A 577-nucleotide genomic window follows, 5' to 3' on the forward strand; every position below is an offset into this window, starting at 1 on the left:
TACTTTCCAGGCTCTGAAAGCTCTGCCGTCAAACCTGCAGTAAGCCCAACCGTTGCAAAAGCAGAAATCGTTTCGAACATCACTTTGTCAAAAGAAGCTTTCTCCGTCAGCATCAACAAAAACATCGCGGTGGTGAGAATTGCTCCGCTCACCACAATGATTGCCAGTGACTTCGTTACCGTTGGCCAGTTTACCGTTCTCTTAAACATCACCACGTGTTTCTTTTGACGCAAGAACGTCCACGTCGCCATAAACGCGACAGCAAAAGTAGACACCTTGATACCGCCACCCGTAGAGGTCGAACCCGCACCAATCAACATCAAAACGATCATGATGAGTAATGCCGGTTGCGTGAACTGCCTTAAATCAACACTGTTAAAACCCGCTGTCCGCGCACTGGCTGATTGGAAGAAAGCAGCCAACCATTGCCCGCCAGTAGTGAGCGACCCCATGGTGTTGGGGTTGTGACGTTCCAAAAGCCAAAACAGCACCGTTCCCACCAACAGCAGTAACGGCGTGGCAATCAGCATGATTTTGGTGTGAATATGTAAGAAGTGGAAACCTTTACGCCAATGTC

General features: G+C 49.0%; 1 protein-coding gene. It reads right to left on the reverse strand.

Annotated elements, in window-relative coordinates; all coding sequences use genetic code 11:
* Positions 1–577, reverse strand: a 577-nt coding sequence (locus R7O13_RS29215; RefSeq protein ID WP_318305501.1) for a potassium transporter TrkG, incomplete at both ends; no start/stop codon positions are given.

The organism is Vibrio sp. Y176, assembly GCF_033438945.1.